The sequence below is a fragment of the Desulfurivibrio nitratireducens genome, from assembly GCF_044068515.1.
GTDB lineage: Bacteria > Desulfobacterota > Desulfobulbia > Desulfobulbales > Desulfurivibrionaceae > Desulfurivibrio.
This window is the reverse complement of the sequence record NZ_JBIPKI010000001.1, coordinates 210,865-228,689: the sequence shown is the minus strand read 5'-3', so window position 1 is coordinate 228,689 and position 17,825 is coordinate 210,865. Positions and strand designations below refer to the sequence as shown.

Sequence of the window (17,825 nt, the reverse complement as noted above, 5' to 3'; positions counted from 1 at the left end):
CCCGGCTCGGGGCAGGCATAGTCGGACGACAGAGCTCTTGACAGTCCTCCCATCCTCATGGTAAAAGGCCTCTTTTCGGCAACAGCGGAATGGCCGCCGTTCGCCTTAAACACCTCTTTGCCCTTTCTGCGCCTAGCAAAAGGGCCGCATGCCCGTAAGGAGGACCACGTGCGTAATTACGAGACCGTCATCATCATCCGACCCGGCTTGGCCGCCGAGGCCGAACTCACCGCCATCATTGACAAGTACTCCGGGGTGATCAATGCCCACCAGGGCGAAATCGCCGGAGCCGATCGCTGGGGCCTCAAAAAACTCGCCTATCCGATCAAGAAGGAAAACCAGGGCTTCTACATCATGCTCCGCTTCACCTGCGAACCCGACGGGATCAAGGAAATGGAGCGACTGTTGCGGATCGACGATCGGATCCTCAAGTATCTCACCGTAAAACTCATCGACAACCAGGAGCCATTTTCCCTGAGCGACGAAGAGGGGGCCGGCCCCGATACTGACGAGGAAAGCGAAGAGAACGACGACAACGAGGAGACCGCCTAGGTCTCGCAGCCATAAAGGATCATGATCATGATTAAACGGAAGAAATTCTTCGGCCGCCGCAAGGTCTGCCGTTTCTGCAGCGATAAAGGTCTGGTTATTAACTATAAGGATATCAAAACTCTGCGCGGCTTTCTGACCGAACGGGGCAAGATTATCCCCCGGCGAATTTACGGCAATTGCGCCAAGCATCAGCGCCAGTTGTGCGAGGCGATCAAGAGGGCCCGCCAGATCGCCCTGTTGCCCTATTCCGGCAATCCGAACTTTTAATCAGGGTCGGGCCCCGGTTTGACGACTAGTTACGGCGGACCGAGATTTACCCCGGGCCGGATCCGGGCTCTGGCCCTGACGGCCGGACCTTTGGTTCTGCCCCTCTTTGCCATCGAGCTGATTTGGCTGCACACCCTGATCCCCCTGGTGGTCTGCTATCACCTGGTTGTGCTCGGCGGCAGGGAGGGCAATACCGTAGTGACGTGGGCCCTGGGGTCAGCAGGGCTCATGGCCCTGATCAGCCAGAGCCTGCTGGTCTTCGTCTTCGGGCTGACCATGGTGCCCCTGGGCTACATCCTGGCCGCCGGGATCCGGCGCGGGGATGCCCCGAGCTGGACCGGCATAAAGGGACTGGGCTACGTGTTCTGCCTCTGGCTCCTGCTGGGGGCATACTCCGGCCTGACCGGCGGCCCGGGCCCCCTGCAAGTGACTTTGGAAAGCCTGGAACAGAGTATGGTCGCCGCCTTGGGGCAGTTGGAGCCGGCGGCCGAAAACGGCGTCGGCGCCGCGGCAGCTCCCCTGTCGGACCAGGAGTTGGTGGCGGCCTACGAGAACCTGCAGCGCTTTATAAGCAGGGCCTGGCCGGCCCTCTTCACGATTTCTTTTATCAGCCTGGTCTGGCTCAACCTGGTGGCCAGCCACTGGCTGTTGCGGCGCAAGGATCCCCGCCTGACTCCCTGGCCGGAGTTCAAGTACTGGCGCCTGCCGGAACATTTTATTGCCGCGGCCGCCCTGGCTCTGGTCCTGCTGCTGGTTCGGGTGGAACCGCTGGCCACCATCGGCCTCAACGGTTCGCTGATCATCGGGATGCTTTACTTCATGCAGGGGCTGGGCATCATGAGCGCCCTGCTGGCCTACTGGAATGTTCCGCCCCTGTTGCGGGGCATTTGCTACGCCCTGATCCTGATGCAGATTTATGGCCTGCTGTTGCTGGCCCTGCTGGGAATGGCCGATATTCGCCTGAATTTTCGCCAGCGCCTGCAAAAAAGAGAGAGCCCGTGAACCGTGCGGGCAACTCTTGAACATAAACGAAAAGACTTTGCCCAAGAGTTTAACGTTGCAAACTTACCTGTAAAATTGAGTATCCGTCGGCCCAATGCCGACCAATCCCATATGGAGACGTGAAAAATGGAACTTATTCTCAAGGAAACCATTGATACCCTGGGCGAGGAAGGCGATATCGTCAAGGTCAAGGCCGGTTACGGCCGTAATTACCTGATTCCTCAAGGTAAGGCGATGATAGCCAACAAGAGCAATATCGCCATCCTGGCCAAGCAGCAGGCCGCCATCGCCTCCCGCAAGGCCGCCCAACGGTCCGAGGCGGAAAAACTGGCCGACCGGATCGCCGCAGTAACCGTGACCATCGCCCAGCGTACCGGCGAGGACAACAAACTGTACGGCTCGGTGACCAGCTCCGATATCGTGGCCGGCCTCGCGGCGCACGGAGTGACGGTCGACAAGAAAAAGATCCTCCTGGACGAGCCCATCAAGTTGTTGGGCAGCCACACGGTACCCTACAAGGCAGGCTACCAGGTAACCGCCGAGATCAAGGTTGAAGTGGTGCCGCAGGCAGAAGGCGAGGCTCAGTAAGCCGGGTCGGTACCGGGCGGTTCAGCAAGGCCCTCGCTCATCAGTCTCCGGCCTCTTTACCGAGACGCCCCCTTGACCGAGCGCCGGTCTTTGCTGGGCCGCTGTCCGTTTGCGGGTTTCCCGCCGCCCGCCCCGGCCGGCGGGATTCTCTCCCCCTCTTTCTGTTCACTCAGCGGCCCGATCAGCCCGGGACATTATGGAAACTGCAACCGCCTCCACTCACCGCCTTCCGCCGCAAAATGTCGAGGCGGAACAATGCGTGCTGGGTTCAATCCTGCTCCAGGCCGGGGCCATGGCCCGGGCGGCCGAACTGATCACCCCCGACGATTTCTACCGCGATGCCCACCGCGCCATCTTTACCTCCATGGTGGCTCTTTTTGAAAAAAACGAGCCCCTGGACCTGATCACCATCACCAATAACCTCAAGGACGCCGGCAAGCTCGACCAGATCGGGGGCCCGGCTTACCTGGCCTCGCTCACCGACCTGGTGCCGATGGCCGCCAATCTCGCCCATTACGCCCGCATCGTCCGCGACAAGGCCATTCTCCGCCGTTTGATCCAAACCAGCACCGAAATCGCCAGCCGCTGTTACGAAGAACAGGACGATATCGACGCCCTGCTGGACGAGGTCGAACAAACCGTTTTTGAAATCTCGCGGGCCAAAAGCGGCCAGTCTTATTGGCCGATGAAGCAGGTCATCAACGAGACCTTCAAGCACGTTGAAGCCCTTTACGAGCGCAAGGAGCACATCACCGGGGTTCCCACCGACTACCACGATCTCGACAAAATGACCGCCGGCCTGCAGCCCTCCGACCTGATTATCCTGGCGGCCCGGCCCAGCATGGGCAAAACCGCCCTGGCCATGAACATGGTTCAGCATGTCGCCCTGATGCACAAGACCCCGGTGGGCATCTTCAGCCTGGAAATGTCCAAGGAGCAACTGGGCTTGCGGATGCTCTGCTCGGTGAGCCGGGTGGATTCCCAGCGCCTGCGGACCGGTTTTCTCAAGGAGCAGGACTGGCCCAAGCTGACCCGGGCTTACAACATGCTGCTCGACGCCCCCATTTATATCGACGATACCCCGGCGATCAGCGTCCTCGAACTGCGAGCCAAGGCCCGGCGGCTGAAAACCGAACATGATATCGGCATGCTGGTGGTGGACTACCTGCAGCTGATGCGGGGCCGCAGCAACGTGCAGTCGCGCGAACAGGAAATCAGTGAAATTTCACGCTCGCTCAAGGCGATGGCCAAGGAGCTTCATATCCCGGTACTGGCCCTGTCCCAGCTCAACCGCAGCCTGGAAAGCCGGCCCAACAAGCGCCCCCAGCTCTCCGACCTGCGGGAATCGGGAGCCATCGAACAGGATGCCGACGTGATCTGCTTCATCTACCGCGACGAAGTTTACAACAAGGCGGAAGACAACCCCAAACGCGGGATCGCCGAGTTGATCATCGGCAAGCAGCGCAATGGCCCCACCGGCACGGTGGAACTGGCCTTTCTTGACCGTTTCACCACCTTTGAAAATCTCGCCCGCCAAGATATGCCGGGCGATCATTGAGGTCCCCCCCCCGGCCAGTAAGCTGACCCCGGCCACCTGCGGCCCCCCTGGCGGTCCCATCCTCCCCGCCGCGCCGGGGCCCTTCCGGAGCGGCCAACGGTTTATTCCTCTCCGGCCGGCCACCCCGGTCAACTTGCTGGCCCTGGTTGACCAGCGCCGGAGTCAAATAATTTTCTACGAGTTTGTCGCCATCATGGAACTGCAAAGCGTCGGCATCAAGAATATCAGGTATCCCATTACCGTGCGGGAGAAATCAGGCGGCCTCCAACCCACGGTGGCCGCCATCGATCTGCAGGCCAACCTGCCCCGCCAGTACCGGGAGACCTGCGTGACCACCTTCATCGAGATCCTTAATCGCTACCAGGATGAAATGAGCAACCGGATCTTCCGCCAACTGCTGGCTGAAGTGAAAGATAAACTGCGGGCCGATTCGGCCCACGTCGAAATGACTTTCCCCTACTTCCTGGAAAAAAAAGCCCCGGTCAGCGGCACTCCCAGCCTGATGGAGTATACCTGCCGCTTCACCGGCGGAATCGGCCCCGCCGAGGATTTCCTGCTCTCGGTCCGGGTCCCGGCCACCACTCTCTGTCCCTGCTCCCGGGAGATCAGCGCCTGCGGGGCCCACAACCAGCGGGCCGAAATCAATCTCACCGTCCAGTACCGCAAGTTCATCTGGCTGGAGGAGTTGATCGCCATGGCCGAAGCCGGGGCTTCCTGCGAAGTCTTCGCCCTGCTGAAAAGACCCGATGAGAAATTCGTCACCGAAGCGGCCTACCGGAACCCGATGTTCGTCGAGGATGTGGTTCGTCGGGTGGCGGAACTGGCCCGCCGCCATCCGGCCATTTCCTGGTTTTCGGTGGGGGCGGAAAGTTTCGAGTCCATCCACAAGCACAGCGCTTACGCCTACGTGGACAGCGACGAGCTTTAACCAAAGCTGCCCGGATCTCCAAAGCTTGCTCCAAGCCCGACCAAGCGGGGGAATAAAGAGCTAGCAGGGCGCCAAAGCAGCTTATTGGTGCCAGTCCTCCCGGGAACCTTAGAGCTCGCAGGCTTATTTCAGCCAGCCACAACTTTTTTGACTTGGCCGGATCCAGGGCTATCTGCGAGGACGCGGTTGTTTTTTTAGCACCATTCAGGTAAAAGAGCAGGACCGCTTGATTCAGGTTGGCGCTAAAACTCTACGACCGGGTTACCTTCACTGCCCAAGAGGCAAATTGCCATTAAATCTCCCCAAAGAAAGCAAACATGAGCACAGTTCAGACCCGCTACGATTTCACTGCCATCGAGGAAAAATGGCGCTCCCGCTGGCTGGCCGCCAAGACCTGGAAAGTCGAAGCGGAGCCGAGTCGCAGGAAATATTACGTCCTCGAGATGTTCCCCTACCCCTCGGGTCGCATCCACATGGGGCATGTCCGCAATTACACCATCGGCGATGTGGTCGCCCGTTACCGGCGGATGCGCGGCGACAACGTCATCCATCCCATGGGCTGGGACGCCTTCGGCCTGCCGGCGGAAAACGCCGCCATCAAGCACGGCACCCATCCGGCCCGCTGGACCTACGATAATATCGACTACATGCGGGGCCAGCTCCAGCGCCTGGGCCTGAGCTACGACTGGGACCGGGAACTGGCCACCTGCGATCCCGCCTATTACCGCTGGGAGCAACTCTTCTTCTGCAAGATGTATGAGAAAGGGCTGGCTTACCGCAAGCTGACCACCGTCAACTGGTGCGGTCCCTGCCAGACAGTGCTGGCCAACGAGCAGGTGATCAACGGGGCCTGCTGGCGCTGCGACACTCAGGTCACGCCCAAAGAAATGAACGGCTGGTTCCTCAAAATAACCGCTTATGCCGAGGAACTGCTGGCCGGCTGCGACCAGTTGCCGGGCTGGCCGGAAAAAGTCCTGACCATGCAGCGCAACTGGATCGGCAAAAGCACCGGGGCCGAAATTGCCTTCCCGGTGGAGGGAGATCATGATCCGCTGATCATCTTCACCACCCGGCCGGATACCATTTTCGGGGCCACCTTCATGTCGCTGGCCCCCGAGCACCCCCTGGTCGCCAAACTGAGCCGGGGCACCGAACGGGAAAGCGAAGTCAGCGCCTTCGTGGAAAGGACCCGGGCCGCCCGCCGCAGCCTCAAACCCGGCGAGGAACCTCCCAAGGAAGGAGTCTTCACCGGAGGGTATTGCCTCAACCCCTTCACCGGAAGCCGGCTGCCCATTTATGCCGCAAACTTCGTCCTGATGGAATACGGAACCGGGGCGGTGATGGCGGTCCCGGCCCACGACCAGCGCGATTTCGAGTTCGCCCGCCAGTACCGGTTACCGGTGGTCCCGGTGGTCCAACCCGCCGGCGAGACGCTGACGGGAGCGACCATGACCGCCGCCCATGAAGGCCCGGGCGTTCTGGCCGATTCCGGTCCTTTTTCCGGGCTCGAATCTGAAGAAGCCAAGACGGCCATAACCCGCCGGGCCGAGGAACTGCATATCGGCCGGCGCAGGATTACCTATCGCCTGCGGGACTGGGGCATTTCCCGCCAGCGCTACTGGGGCGCCCCGATTCCCATTATCTATTGCGACCGCTGCGGCATCCGGCCGGTTCCCGCCGAGCAGTTGCCGGTGGTGCTGCCCACCGATGTCAACTTCGAAAGTTCCGGCAAGTCACCGCTCCACACCCTGGAGAGCTTCATCCACACCGAGTGTCCCAGCTGCCATGGTCCGGCCCGACGGGAAACCGACACCATGGATACCTTCATGGAGTCTTCCTGGTATTTTGCCCGCTACACCTGTCCCGACAGCCAGGATGGCCCGCTGGAAAAAAAGGCGGCCGCTTACTGGCTGCCGGTTGACCAGTATGTCGGCGGGGTCGAACACGCCATCCTCCACCTGCTTTACTCGCGCTTCTTTACCAAGGTGCTGCGCGACCTCGGTTATCTCTCCATCGACGAGCCCTTCACCAACATGCTTACCCAGGGCATGGTGATCAAGGACGGGGCCAAGATGAGCAAATCCAAGGGCAACGTGGTGGACCCCAACGAACTGATCGCCAAATACGGAGCCGACACCGTCCGGCTCTTCAGCATGTTCGCCGCCCCCCCCGAACGGGACCTGGAATGGAATGACCAGGGCGTCGAGGGGGCCTTCCGTTTCCTGAGCCGGATTCACCGGTTTATCGGCGATCACCTGGCCATGCTGCAAAATGCCGCCCGGGAACTGCCCTCGAACTTGAGCGCCGCCGATCGGACTCTCCATCGCAAAACCCACCAGACCATCCGCAAGGTCAGCCGGGATGTGGAGGGGGGCTTTCAGTTCAATACCGCCATCAGCGCGGTGATGGAACTGACCAACACCCTGTTGGCCCTCAATGGTCCGGAGATCGAGCAAAAACCGGATCCGGCCGTCAACCGCCGAGCGGTGGAGACCGTTCTGACCCTGCTCTTTCCCATGGTCCCGCATCTCTGCGCTGAACTCTGGGAGGAAATAGGCCACCCCGAACCCCTGGACAACCAAAGCTGGCCGGAATACGACCCGGAGGCGGCCAAAGAAGATGAAATCACGGTGGTGATCCAGGTTAAAGGCAAGGTCCGCGGCCGCCTGCAGGTGGTTCCGGGGACGCCGGCAGCGGAACTTGAGCAATTGGCCTTGGCCGATGACAAGGTCAAGGGATTCATCGGCGATGCCCCGGTGCGCAAAGTCATCGTAGTCCCCGACAAGCTGGTCAATATCGTAATCTGAGTTAAAATATCATTTAAGCAACCGCGGACCTTAACCCCGGGAAATTAAGCTACCATGCCCTTTACCCAGCAACCGGCACCGTTGGCCAGTTTGGTTCTTTCCGGGATCCGCCGGTCGGCGGCTTTACTCTTGCTCTGCCTGCTGCTCCTGAACGCCTGCGGCTATCACAACCCCAATGTGATGCCGGCGGTTCGCGACCTGCCGCCCACCCGCATCTACGCCCCCATGTGGACCAACGCCACCAGTGAAATGGGTTTGGAAATGCAGGCCCATAACGCCATCAACGACTGGCTGGCCCAATCGGGACGAATCGTCCTGGTCGCCGAAGAACAGCAGGCTGACTATGTGCTGCGGGGTCGAATCAGTTCGGTGCGCTATCCCGGGTTTTCCTACGATACCACCACCACCGCCCGTTCCCTCACCGCCGTGCTGACCGCCGCGGTAACGGTAAAGGAAAGGGAGAGTGGCCGCATCATCTGGCAAAACAGCAATATGCGCCTGGAAGAAACCTATAATCTCAGCCCCAGCATCAGCCAGACCGACGCCAACAAGCGCCAGGCCCTTTTTCAGTTGGTTGACAGTCTGGCCGAACAGGTGTATCTCCGGCTGTTGCGGAGCCTCAGCCGGGAAACGAGCGGCAACAAGGCCTCGTGACATCGGCCCCGGCGATCTGGCCTGCGCCCCGTTGTCCGCTCCGGACCCGGTCTCGCCGGTCAGCTTGAACCTTGAGAAATTTAACCAGTTCCACCACTTTCAGCCCAAAATCACCAAAGCAGCAGGAGGAAAAAAATGGCCGTCGCCCGCCGCCAACTCGCCAATGCCATCCGCGCCCTGAGCATGGACGCCGTTCAGAAAGCCAACTCCGGCCATCCCGGCGCCCCCATGGGGATGGCCGATATCGCCGAGGTGCTCTGGAACGACTTTCTCAAGCACAACCCGGCCAACCCGGCCTGGCCCGACCGCGACCGCTTCGTTTTTTCCAACGGCCACGGCTCGATGCTGCTCTATTCGGTGCTGCATCTCACCGGCTATGAACTCAGCCTCGATGACATCCGCAATTTCCGCCAACTTCACTCCAAAACCCCCGGCCATCCCGAGTATGGCTATACCCCCGGGGTGGAAATCACCTCGGGCCCCCTGGGCCAGGGAATCGCCGGGGCGGTGGGAATGGCCATCGCCGAACGGACCCTGGCCGCCCAGTTCAACCGGCCCGGCCACGAGATCGTCGATCACTACACCTATGTCTTTCTCGGTGACGGCTGCATGATGGAAGGCATTTCCCACGAGGCCTGCTCTTTGGCCGGCACCCTGGGACTCAATAAGCTGATCGCCATCTACGACGACAACGGCATTTCCATCGACGGCGAAGTCCAGGGCTGGTTCACCGAGGATATTCCCGGCCGCTTCACCGCCTATGGCTGGAAGGTAATCGCCGGAGTGGACGGTCACGACCCCGAGGCGGTCAAGGCGGCCATTGCCGCAGCCCGCCGGGAGCAGGACCGCCCCACCCTGATCTGCTGCAAGACCATCATCGGCTGCTGCGCCCCCAACAAGCAGGGCAAGGAAACCTGCCACGGGGCGCCCCTGGGCGCCGAGGAAATCGTCCTGGCCCGCAAGGAGATGGACTGGCCCCATCCTCCCTTTGAAATTCCGGCCGAAATTGCCGCGGCCTGGAACGCCAAGGAACGGGGCGCGACGGCCGAAGTCGCCTGGGAGGAAAAAATGGCGGCCTACGCCAAGGCTCATCCCGAGGCGGCGGCCGAATTCCAGCGCCGGATCAACGGCGAGCTGCCCTCCGCCTGGGCCGAGCATGCCGCCGCTTTCGTGGCCGCCAGCGAAGCTAAGGCGGCCAAAGTGGCCAGCCGCAAGGCCTCGCAACTGGCCCTGGAAGGTTACGGCCCGCTGTTGCCGGAACTGATCGGCGGTTCGGCCGATCTGGCCGGCTCCAATCTCACCATCTGGAGCGGCAGCCGGGATATCAAGCAGAATCACGACGGCAACTACATCTACTTCGGGGTCCGGGAATTCGCCATGGTGGCCATCGGCAACGGCCTGGCCCTGCACGGGGGATTTATCCCCTACACCGCCACCTTCCTGGTTTTTGCCGATTACGCCCGCAATGCCATCCGGATGGCGTCCCTGATGAAAACAAGGGCGATCTTCGTCCTCACCCACGACTCCATCGGCCTGGGCGAAGACGGCCCCACCCACCAGCCGGTGGAACACGCCGCTTCCCTGCGCCTGATTCCCAACCTCAACGTCTGGCGCCCCTGCGACGCAGTGGAAACCGCGGTGGCCTGGAAGGCGGCCATCGAACGCCACGACGGGCCCAGCGCCCTGCTGCTTTCCCGCCAGAACCTGCCCCACCAGGAGCGGACCCCCGCCCAAAACCGCGAAATCGCCAAAGGAGGCTATGTGCTGGCCGACTGCCAGGGCACCCCTGATTTGATCCTTCTCGCCACCGGCTCGGAAGTGGAACTGGCCATGGCCGCCGGCCGCCAATTGAACGAGCAGGGCCGTAAAACCCGGGTGGTTTCCCTGCCCTGTGTGGAAGTTTTCGAGGCCCAGGACGAAGCCTACCGGCAACAGGTCTTGCCGGCGGAGGTCGAGGCTCGGATCGCCATTGAGGCCGGCAGCACCGCCGGCTGGTACAAGTACGTCGGCAACAAGGGCAAAGTCATCGGTCTGGACCGTTTCGGCGAATCGGCACCGGCTGACCAGTTGTTCGAGTTGTTCGGCTTTACGGTGGCCAAGGTGCTGGCAGCGGCCGGCCGGTAAATGTTGTCCATCGGCGCCCTGACTCTCCAATCCCCCCTGATCGCCGCGCCGCTGGCCGGTTATTCCGATCTGGCCTTCCGCCTGCTCTGCCGGGAGTATGGCGCCGGCCTCTGCTATTCGGAGATGATCAGCTGCCACGGCCTGGTGCGGCACCAGGCCAGTACCCTGGAGTTGCTCCAGACCGTGCCGGCGGAGCGCCCGGTGATCATGCAGCTTTTCGGGGCTGAACCGGAAGTAATGGGAGCGGCGGCGGAGATTTTGGCTGAACGGCCCATCGACGGGATTGATATCAATATGGGCTGCCCGGTGAAAAAGGTGGTCAAAAAGGGGGCCGGGGCGGCCCTGATGCGGGATCCGGCCCGGGCGGCGGCGGTAATCCGGGCGGTGGTCAAGGCCACCAGCCTGCCGGTAACGGTAAAAATTCGCGCCGGCTGGAACCACCAGACCCTCAACGCCCCCGCATTCGCCCGGATGATCGCGGATTGCGGTGGGGCCGCGGTTACCGTCCACGGTCGCACCTGGAGCGCCGGGTTCAGCGGAGAGGCGGATCTGGGGGTGATTGCGGCGGTCAAGCAGGCAGTCGCGATCCCGGTGATCGGCAACGGTGATGTCAAATCATGGCAGGGGGCCCGGGCCATGATGGCGGCCACCGGTTGCGACGGGGTCATGATCGGCCGCGGCGCTCTGGGCGCGCCCTGGATTTTCGCCCCGGACCTGCCCGTTTGCCCCCCCTTGCCCGAGCGCCTGGCGGCGGCCCGGCGCCACCTCGCCCTGATCCGCCAATATCACCCCGGCCACCATCCAGCCCGAGTCGCCAACCAGCTCGGACGCTACTTCAAAACGGTAAGCGGGGGGGCGGGGATCAGGAAAAAGATTTACGAGCTTGCCAGCCTCGATCAGCTGGAACAGCTCCTGGCCCATTATCAGCAGGAGCACATATCTTCCTGAGCGCGCCTCAACTCATCCTTACTCCCCCGCCCCATCTGGCCTGCCGGTGCCGAGCGTTTCGCCCCATCGCGGCGTTTATCTTTTTTCCGCCATAAATTCCAGAAAGATATCAACGTCGTGGGCGTTGCCGACAATCACCGGCACCCGCTGATGCAGTCCTTCCGGCTCGATATCGAGAATTTCCCGGCCGTCGTCGGTAACCGCCCGGCCACCGGCCTGCTCGGCCAGAAAGGCGAGGGGGGCAGCCTCGTACAACAGGCGCAGCTTGCCGTAGGTTTTGGTGGGATTTTTGCTGTCGCGGGGATAGAGGAAGACGCCCCCGGCGATGAGATTGCGGTGAAAGTCAGCCACCATGGAACCGATATAGCGACCGTTGTAGGGCCGGCCGGTGGCCTTGTCCTCCTCCTTGAGATAGTGGAGATAGCGGCGGACCGGTTCCTGCCAGTAGTGATAATTCCCTTCGTTTATGCTGAAATACTTGCTCTTATCGGGAATACGGATATCCGGGTGGGAAAGAAAGAACTCGCCCACGCTGGGATCCAGGGTAAAGCCCTGGACGCCGGCGCCGGTGGTGAAGACCAGCATGGTGCTGGAGCCGTAAATGATATAACCCGCCGCCACCTGGCGGCGGCCGCGCTGGAGCAGATCGGATTCATCGCCGGGCCCGCCGTCGGGGGAAAGCCGGCGGTGAATGGAGAAAATGGTGCCGATGCTGACATTGACATCGATATTGGATGAACCATCCATGGGATCGAAGGCCAGGGTGTACTTGCCTTCATAACCCTCCACCACCGGAATGATATCCGCCTCTTCCTCGGAGGTCATGGCGCAGAGGTAACCGCAACGGGCCATGCGCCGCTTGATCGTGTTGTTGGCAAACTCATCGAGCTTCTGTACATGCTCCCCCTGAATGTTGGTCTTGCCGCTCATCCCGAGAATATCGGCCAGGCCGGCCATGTTGACCTCGGCCGAAATGGTTTTGGCGGCGACGATCAATTCATTGAGCAAACCGGTAAGATCGCCGGTGGCCGCGGGGTGGAGGCGCTGGCTGTCCATGATATGGCGGCTTACCGTTATTCCAAGTGGTCTGGTCATCTGCTGGGCTCCCCTTTCCTGGCTCCTGCTTACTCTCTTGCTGACCCGGCGCCGGGCCCGGCCCCAGGGTCAACTCTCAACCAAGTTTAATACTTCAAACTAAGCATGATATTTCCCGGGGTCAAATGAAATCCCGCTCCCGGCCCGCTTTTGCCCTTGACAGTGCCCGGGAAAAAATCCATTCTGGCCCAATGCCCCCGCCAGAATCCGGAAGCTCCGTCGCCGCGACACCTCCGAGCGCCCCTCCCTCCCCGCCCCATCTGCCCGCCGGGGAATGGCGCTCCTACGTCCTGCTCTTCCGCAACAACAAAAACTATCTCCGCTTCTGGCTGGCCGGGGTGATCAGCCAGGTGGGCAACTGGTTCAACTATATCGCGGTCTTCGTCCTGCTCAACGAATTGACCGGCTCGGGCACCGCGATAAGCTGGTTTCTGATCGCCAAGTTTCTCCCCACCGCCATCCTGGCCCCGGCCGCCGGGGTTATCGCCGACCGCTTCTCGCGGCGGGCGATCATGATTTTCTGCGACGTCAGCCGGATTTTCGTGGTGCTGGGCTTTCTTCTGATCCGGGAACCCGGCCAGGTCTGGCTGGTATTCGCCCTGGCCCTGCTCCAGGAATCGATCTGGTCCTTTTACGACCCGGCCCGCCGGGCTTCGGTACCCAACGTCTGCCGGCCGGAGGAGTTGCACCTGGCCAATGCCCTCTCCGGGGCTACCTGGTCGGTTATGCTGGCGGTGGGTGCCGCCCTGGGGGGCCTGGTAACCGCCGCCTGGGGCTGGCAAACCGCTATTGTCCTCGACGCTCTGACCTTCGCCCTTTCCGCCGCCCTGCTGGCCACCGTGATCCTGCCCCATATCAGGCGGCCCCGGGCCGGAAAAAACACCTGGCGGGACTATACCGGACTCAACGACCTGGTCGCCGGCTTTCGCTACCTGGCCGGCCATGGTCATGTTGCCGCCCTGTTGCTGGTCAAAAGCGGCTGGGCGATTTCCGGCGGCCTGCTGGTAATGCTGGCCATTTTCGGGGAGCAGGTCTTCCAGGTGGGTGGGCAGGGGGGCGGCGGCAGCGGCATTCTCTACAGCATGCGGGGACTGGGGGCGGCCATCGGGCCGATCCTGGTCTGGCGGCTGCTGGGGGAAAGCGACCGGGACATGTACCGCTCCATCGGACTGGCCTTCTTCATGGCCTGTCTTTCCTATCTCGCCTTCAGCCAGGCTCCAAGCCTGGCCTGGGCGGCTCTGTTCGTCTTCCTGGGGCACGTGGGCGGCTCGGTGCAGTGGGTCTTCAGCACCACCCTGCTGCAAAAAGCGGTGGCCGACCAGTACCGGGGCCGGATCTTTGCCGCCGAGATGGCCCTGCTGACCCTGGTCCTGAGCATCTCCACCTATCTCACCGGCGCCGCCCTGGACTGGGGCTTCGATCCCCGCGATGTCACCGTGGTCCTGGCCCTGCTCTTTTTGCTGCCGGGGGTGGCATGGACCCTCTACGCCAAACGGCGCCTGCACCGCTAAGCTTGGGGCAGCACCGTTTAACTGGTTTCACCAGCCAAGGCGGCTCGAGCCGGCTCATACGGCCTGGTGAGCTTGGGGGCGTGGGTGGCGGCCAGAGCCAGGTATTTCCGGCCTTCCGCCGGGCGGCCGTGTTTGAGGCAGCCCTGGCCGTAAATCAGACATTTGCGCACCAGTTGGCGGCGGGCCAGTTCGGCTTGCTCGAGGGTCAGAATCCCGCCCTGGAGGAGCTTACCCAGAGCCGCGATGCGGAAGCGGTCCATGCCCACCCGGAACCTGACCGAAACCTGGTCGGGGCGTCCCCCGTGCTTTTCCGTCAGGGGCTGATCGACGAAGAGGACCGGGCGCCGGGCGCTCAGCCGCAGCCAAAGGTCATAATCCTCGCAACAGGGCAGGGATTCGTCGAAAAAACCGATTTCCGCCAACAGCCGCCGCCGCAGCATCACCGTGGACATTCCCACCACGCACAATTCCAGGCTGCGGGCGAAGATATCCCCGCCCTCCTTGCGGTGGCGGCGTTTCTGGTTGAGGCGACAGCCGTTGCGCCACCAGATCTCTTCGGTATGGGAGAGCAGAAATTCGGGCCGCTCCGCCATGGCCGCGGCCTGGCGGGTCAGCTTGCCGGGCAGAAAGCGGTCGTCGGAGTCAAGGAAGGCCAGCAGGTCGTAGCGGGCCTGGCGAATTCCCAGGTTACGGGCCGCCGCCGGCCCCCGGTTTGGCTGGAAAAAATAGCGCAAAGCCCCGGGCTCGCCGCCGTTTTCGAACCAGTGCCGCTCCGCGGCGGCCACGACCTGGCGGGTATGGTCGGTGGAACCGTCATCGACCACGATCAATTCAAAGCGGGGATACTCCTGGCCCAGAACCGAGGCCAGGGCTCCGGCGAGCAAGTCCGCCCGGTTGTGGCTGGGAATGATGACGCTGACCGGTTCCATGCTGGCCGCCAACTCCTTTATTCAGGAAGATAAACGATTTCGCCGGCGTACTCGGTGATCAGCCGACCATCGACCAGATGGCGCAGGACCAAGCCGCCGGCGGGGTCGATATCCTCCACCACCGCCTCATACTGGGGCGCGAGCTGGACGTCGAAGCCGAACATCACCCGGCGGCCGATGGTGTCGCTGTATTGCCGCCAGGCCGCCAGCAAGGGGTGCCGGGCCGGCGGTTCACCGCTGTCCCCTTCGGCCGCCAACTGCCGGGCCTCGACATAGTGGAGCAGGCCTATATTCCAGCGCAGCTTGGCCAGGAGCCGGGCCGCCAGCAGCTCCAGGTCGGTTTCCCGGCCCAGGACGTCTTTCATCGCCAGGGCCAACCCTGCCAGCTGCGGCGGAAAGCAGTCGTTGTTGACGTTGATGCCGATCCCGATCAGGACATATTCTTCCCGGCCGCTCAGGCCCCGGTCGGTCTCGGTCAGAATTCCGGCCAGTTTGCGATCATTGACCAGGATGTCATTGACCCATTTAATCCGGGCCTCAACCCCGAAGCAACGCAAGGCTTCGGCACAGGCCACTCCGGCGGCCAGGGGATAAAAACGGCCATGCTGGGGCAGCAGGGTATTGACCATCACCAGGGTAAGCCAGAGGCCGCCGGCGGGGGCATGCCAGGCACGGGCGAAACGCCCCCGGCCATCCGCGAGTTCCCGGGCGATGAAAACCTTGCCGCTGGCAAACGAACGGCCGGCCGCCTCTTCCCGCCGGATCAACTCACGGGCATAATCCATGCAGCGAGCCTGGTGGGGGAAAATTTCCACCTCGCTGCCCACCACCGCGCCGTAAGCGAGAATCTCTGCCGCCGCGGCGGCGGAATAAACTCCCTGCCGGCCCACCAGTTCCTCCGTCGTCGCCAGCTGCCGGACCAGTTCGGGATTCAAGCGGCCGAGGCCGCCGGTCGTTTTGACACTTGCCGAATTCATCGTCATCTCTCAACCTGGCCGGTAAAAACCTTTGGTCCCGGGCAAAATTCGGAGGTTCGCGGGGACCGGCCCCGCAATCTCTCCTGACCTCAATCCAAATATCATCAGTTATTTTAATCGGCTCGGGGTCCGTCGCCAAGGGCAAAGCCGGAAAATACCTTGACGAGGGAGAGCCGCCAAGGTATCCAATAGCTTGCAATTATGTACGAAAAACACTTCGGCCTCAGCCACAAACCTTTCGCCATCACCCCCGATCCGCGCTATCTCTACCTCAGTGCCCGGCATCGCGAGGCCTTGGCCCATCTCCTTTATGGGGTGGGCGAGGGCGGCGGCTTCGTCCAACTGACCGGCGAGGTCGGCACCGGCAAAACCACTCTCTGCCGCAGTCTGCTTGAACAGTTGCCCCCCGAAGTAGATCTCGCCCTCATTCTCAACCCCCGCCTGGACGCTGTCGAACTGGTGGCCGCGGTCTGCGATGAACTGGGGGCACCCTACCCCGCCGGCAGCAACAGCCTGAAGGTGCTGGTCAGCGCCTTGAACGACCATCTGCTGCAAAGCCATGCCGCGGGGCGCCGGACGGTACTGGTCATCGACGAAGCCCAGAATCTCAGTCCGGAAGTACTCGAGCAAGTCCGCCTTTTGACCAATCTGGAAACGGCGGAGACCAAGCTGCTGGAAATCATCCTCATCGGCCAGCCGGAGCTGCGGGATCTCCTGGAGCGGCCGGAACTGCGCCAACTGGCCCAGCGGATCACCGCCCGCTACCACCTTGATCCCCTCAGCCCGGCCGAAACCATGGCCTATGTCCGCCATCGCCTGCGGGTGGCCGGAGTGAGCCGATCCCTTTTCAGCAAGTCCGCCTTAAAAACCTTGGCTCGACTCAGCGGCGGCGTCCCGCGCTTGATCAACGTGATCTGTGACCGCGCCCTGCTTGGAGCCTATGTCGAAGAAAAGGCGGAAGTAGATGAGCGCATTATCCGCCGGGCCGCCCGGGAAGTCCGGGCGGAACGCAACCTGCCGGAGCGCTGGCGGCGATCGCTGACGGCCCCGACGGTCAGACGCAATCTGCTGCTGCTGATTCTGTTGATCGTGCTGATCCCGGCGGCTTTGCAGTTTTACCAGGCGCTGCCGGAGCGGGACGTTACTGCCGCCTCACCGGACCTGGCCGCCGTCCCAAATAACGCTGTCGCGCCCGGCGAGCCGGAAGGGGAAACAACCGCCGCCACGCTGGCCGAGCAGCTCGCCGCTTTGCCCGACGACAGTGAAGCCGCGGCCTGGCATGATCTCTTCCAGCTCTGGGGGCACGATTTCCAGCCTGGCCTCGATCCCTGCGCCCAGGCCCGGGATCTCGGCTTGCGCTGCCTTGAGGAGACCGGCAACCTGACCGTTTTGCGTCGCCTGAATCGCCCGGCCCTGCTGCGGTTGTATCCTCCTGGCGGCACCAGCCGGACCGTCCTGCTGGCAGAGCTGGCTGAGCGGGAAGCAGTCCTGATCCTGCCCGGAACGGAACTGCACCTGCCTGCGAGCGCGATCGAACAATTCTGGTACGGCGGCTTTCAAATACTCTGGCCTCCGCCGGTGGCGGCCCAGCTGCTGCGGGAAGGCGACCGGGGGCCTGAAGTCCAACGCCTGCGCGACGCTCTGGACCGGCTGACCGATGAAGGGGAAATGGCGGCCGAAGCTGGCCTTGAACCGCCACCGGTGGCCCAAGCAGACCTTTTCGATTCCGAGCTGCGCCGCCGGGTTATGACCTTTCAGGCGGCTCACGGCCTGCAGCCCGACGGCATTGTCGGCCCCATGACCCTGCTGCGGCTGAGCGAAGCCCTGGTCGATCCCGCTACCCCCCGGCTGGTTCCTGCGGCCGGCAACGACTGATCACCAGGAG

General features: G+C 62.4%; 15 protein-coding genes. 12 read left to right on the top strand and 3 right to left on the bottom strand.

All coding sequences use genetic code 11. From position 1 onward, the window contains the following. Nucleotides 1-168: 168 nt before the first annotated feature. The 10 genes from rpsF to dusB all read left to right on the top strand — a co-directional run bounded on the left by rpsF (nt 169) and on the right by dusB (nt 11,428). Entirely contained in the window at nt 169-552 is a 384-nt protein-coding gene (gene rpsF / locus ACHHTY_RS01015) for a 30S ribosomal protein S6 (protein ID WP_395492175.1), read from the top strand. Nucleotides 553-579: 27 nt separating this feature from the next. Then, on the top strand, nt 580-819 hold the full coding sequence (gene rpsR / locus ACHHTY_RS01010) for a 30S ribosomal protein S18 (protein ID WP_395492174.1): 240 nt from the start codon (nt 580-582) through the stop codon (nt 817-819). 18 nt (nt 820-837) lie between these two features. Beyond that, the gene (locus tag ACHHTY_RS01005; RefSeq protein WP_395492173.1) at nt 838-1,821 is read left to right on the top strand and encodes a DUF2232 domain-containing protein; all 984 of its coding nucleotides are present in this window, start codon (nt 838-840) and stop codon (nt 1,819-1,821) included. 126 nt (nt 1,822-1,947) lie between these two features. Next, nucleotides 1,948-2,409, top strand: coding sequence for a 50S ribosomal protein L9 (rplI, locus tag ACHHTY_RS01000; protein WP_395492172.1), 462 nt, complete (start codon nt 1,948-1,950; stop codon nt 2,407-2,409). 196 nt (nt 2,410-2,605) lie between these two features. Beyond that, the gene (dnaB, locus tag ACHHTY_RS00995; protein ID WP_395492171.1) at nt 2,606-3,967 is read left to right on the top strand and encodes a replicative DNA helicase; all 1,362 of its coding nucleotides are present in this window, start codon (nt 2,606-2,608) and stop codon (nt 3,965-3,967) included. A gap of 193 nt (nt 3,968-4,160) precedes the next feature. Next, nucleotides 4,161-4,895, top strand: coding sequence for a GTP cyclohydrolase FolE2 (gene folE2, locus ACHHTY_RS00990; protein ID WP_395492253.1), 735 nt, complete (start codon nt 4,161-4,163; stop codon nt 4,893-4,895). A gap of 317 nt (nt 4,896-5,212) precedes the next feature. Continuing rightward, entirely contained in the window at nt 5,213-7,702 is a 2,490-nt protein-coding gene (gene leuS / locus ACHHTY_RS00985) for a leucine--tRNA ligase (protein WP_395492170.1), read from the top strand. 81 nt (nt 7,703-7,783) lie between these two features. Then, nucleotides 7,784-8,356, top strand: a complete 573-nt coding sequence (lptE, locus tag ACHHTY_RS00980; RefSeq protein WP_395492169.1) for an LPS assembly lipoprotein LptE — start codon at nt 7,784-7,786, stop codon at nt 8,354-8,356. Between the two features lie 135 nt (nt 8,357-8,491). After that, entirely contained in the window at nt 8,492-10,480 is a 1,989-nt protein-coding gene (gene tkt, locus ACHHTY_RS00975) for a transketolase (protein WP_395492168.1), read from the top strand. Further along, a complete protein-coding gene (gene dusB / locus ACHHTY_RS00970) occupies nt 10,481-11,428 on the top strand; it encodes a tRNA dihydrouridine synthase DusB (RefSeq protein ID WP_395492167.1) in 948 nt (315 codons plus the stop codon). A gap of 75 nt (nt 11,429-11,503) precedes the next feature. Here dusB and fbp read toward each other — a convergent pair whose 3' ends face one another. Then, a complete protein-coding gene (gene fbp, locus ACHHTY_RS00965) occupies nt 11,504-12,523 on the bottom strand; it encodes a class 1 fructose-bisphosphatase (protein WP_395492166.1) in 1,020 nt (339 codons plus the stop codon). Nucleotides 12,524-12,714: 191 nt separating this feature from the next. On the opposite strand from fbp, the gene ACHHTY_RS00960 reads away from it, so the two are divergent. Further along, nucleotides 12,715-14,034, top strand: coding sequence for an MFS transporter (locus tag ACHHTY_RS00960; RefSeq protein ID WP_395492165.1), 1,320 nt, complete (start codon nt 12,715-12,717; stop codon nt 14,032-14,034). Nucleotides 14,035-14,051: 17 nt separating this feature from the next. Here ACHHTY_RS00960 and ACHHTY_RS00955 read toward each other — a convergent pair whose 3' ends face one another. Both ACHHTY_RS00955 and ACHHTY_RS00950 read right to left on the bottom strand, forming a co-directional pair. Then, nucleotides 14,052-14,963: a glycosyltransferase family 2 protein gene (locus ACHHTY_RS00955; protein ID WP_395492164.1), complete on the bottom strand. Its 912-nt coding sequence runs from the start codon at nt 14,961-14,963 to the stop codon at nt 14,052-14,054. A 17-nt stretch (nt 14,964-14,980) separates the two neighbouring features. After that, nucleotides 14,981-15,940, bottom strand: coding sequence for a biotin--[acetyl-CoA-carboxylase] ligase (locus ACHHTY_RS00950; protein ID WP_395492163.1), 960 nt, complete (start codon nt 15,938-15,940; stop codon nt 14,981-14,983). 201 nt (nt 15,941-16,141) lie between these two features. Between ACHHTY_RS00950 and ACHHTY_RS00945 the strand changes: the two genes are divergently transcribed. Further along, nucleotides 16,142-17,815 carry an ExeA family protein gene (locus ACHHTY_RS00945; RefSeq protein ID WP_395492162.1) on the top strand — a complete coding sequence of 558 codons (1,674 nt, stop codon included), beginning with the start codon at nt 16,142-16,144 and terminating at the stop codon, nt 17,813-17,815. Nucleotides 17,816-17,825 lie beyond the last annotated feature (10 nt).

Excerpts from the sequence above, each read along its gene's own strand:
- rpsR (WP_395492174.1), top strand. The coding sequence starts at position 580 with ATGATTAAACGGAAGAAATTCTTCGGCCGCCGCAAGGTCTGCCGTTTC.
- rplI (WP_395492172.1), top strand. The coding sequence starts at position 1,948 with ATGGAACTTATTCTCAAGGAAACCATTGATACCCTGGGCGAGGAAGGC.
- dnaB (WP_395492171.1), top strand. The coding sequence starts at position 2,606 with ATGGAAACTGCAACCGCCTCCACTCACCGCCTTCCGCCGCAAAATGTC.
- folE2 (WP_395492253.1), top strand. The coding sequence starts at position 4,161 with ATGGAACTGCAAAGCGTCGGCATCAAGAATATCAGGTATCCCATTACC.
- leuS (WP_395492170.1), top strand. The coding sequence starts at position 5,213 with ATGAGCACAGTTCAGACCCGCTACGATTTCACTGCCATCGAGGAAAAA.
- tkt (WP_395492168.1), top strand. The coding sequence starts at position 8,492 with ATGGCCGTCGCCCGCCGCCAACTCGCCAATGCCATCCGCGCCCTGAGC.
- dusB (WP_395492167.1), top strand. The coding sequence starts at position 10,481 with ATGTTGTCCATCGGCGCCCTGACTCTCCAATCCCCCCTGATCGCCGCG.
- fbp (WP_395492166.1), bottom strand. The coding sequence starts at position 12,523 with ATGACCAGACCACTTGGAATAACGGTAAGCCGCCATATCATGGACAGC.
- ACHHTY_RS00960 (WP_395492165.1), top strand. The coding sequence starts at position 12,715 with ATGCCCCCGCCAGAATCCGGAAGCTCCGTCGCCGCGACACCTCCGAGC.
- ACHHTY_RS00955 (WP_395492164.1), bottom strand. The coding sequence starts at position 14,963 with ATGGAACCGGTCAGCGTCATCATTCCCAGCCACAACCGGGCGGACTTG.
- ACHHTY_RS00950 (WP_395492163.1), bottom strand. The coding sequence starts at position 15,940 with ATGAATTCGGCAAGTGTCAAAACGACCGGCGGCCTCGGCCGCTTGAAT.
- ACHHTY_RS00945 (WP_395492162.1), top strand. The coding sequence starts at position 16,142 with ATGTACGAAAAACACTTCGGCCTCAGCCACAAACCTTTCGCCATCACC.